This window comes from Candidatus Pseudoscillospira sp. SGI.172 (assembly GCF_050313575.1).
Lineage (GTDB): Bacteria > Bacillota > Clostridia > Oscillospirales > Oscillospiraceae > Vermiculatibacterium.
The window spans coordinates 1-668 of the sequence record NZ_JBNPLQ010000084.1 but is presented as its reverse complement, the minus strand read 5'-3'; the positions used below and the strand labels follow the sequence as shown (position 1 = coordinate 668).

Genomic DNA, 668 nt, shown 5'->3' with positions numbered 1-668 from the left:
CTGGTCCCTCACCGCTGCCCAGTTGTAATTGTAGCCGGCGTGCAGGTCGTAATACTTGGAGCCGGAGGCGGAGTTTGCGGTGACATACAGGATGCCGCTGGGGGCGGTCACTGCGGTAGGCGCTTTCTCCTCCCCGCTGGCGTAGGTGTAATTTTCATTGGCGGACACAGCTCCGCCGTCCATCATGTAGGTGCGGGTGTACACGTGGTCGTGCCCCTGAAGCACCACGTCGATGTCCAGCTCTTTAAATACCTGGGGCAGCCCATTTCGGCGCTGGATGATGTCGCCGTCCTCCATATGAGACGCGGTGGAATATATGGAGTGATGGAAGGTGACGATCTTCCACAGCGGCTCCGCGCCGTTGTTGGCAGCCTGATACGCCCGGATGGCGGAACTCATGAACTCCTTATGCTCGGCGGTGCTCATATTGTTGGAGTTCAGGGACAGGAACAGCACGCCGTTATAGGAATACCAGTAGTCCCCGCCGGCGGGGGTGTCCCCCTGGGACGATGACTCATTGGGCAGGTTAAAGTGCTCCTGATAGTTAATCCCGTTGCTGTCGTGGTTGCCGATATTGGTGGCCAGTGTCAAGGAGCGCAGGGCCTCTGGCTTCAGGAAACTGGCATACTGGGTCTCGTTGTCGAACCTATCCACCTGATCGCCGGCGC

The 668-nt window shown here is 58.7% G+C and carries 1 protein-coding gene; it reads right to left on the bottom strand.

The genetic code is table 11. The features are described from left to right. The coding region (locus ACQRD3_RS13555) for a metallophosphoesterase family protein (protein WP_427781746.1) at window positions 1-668 on the bottom strand (668 nt) is incomplete at both ends.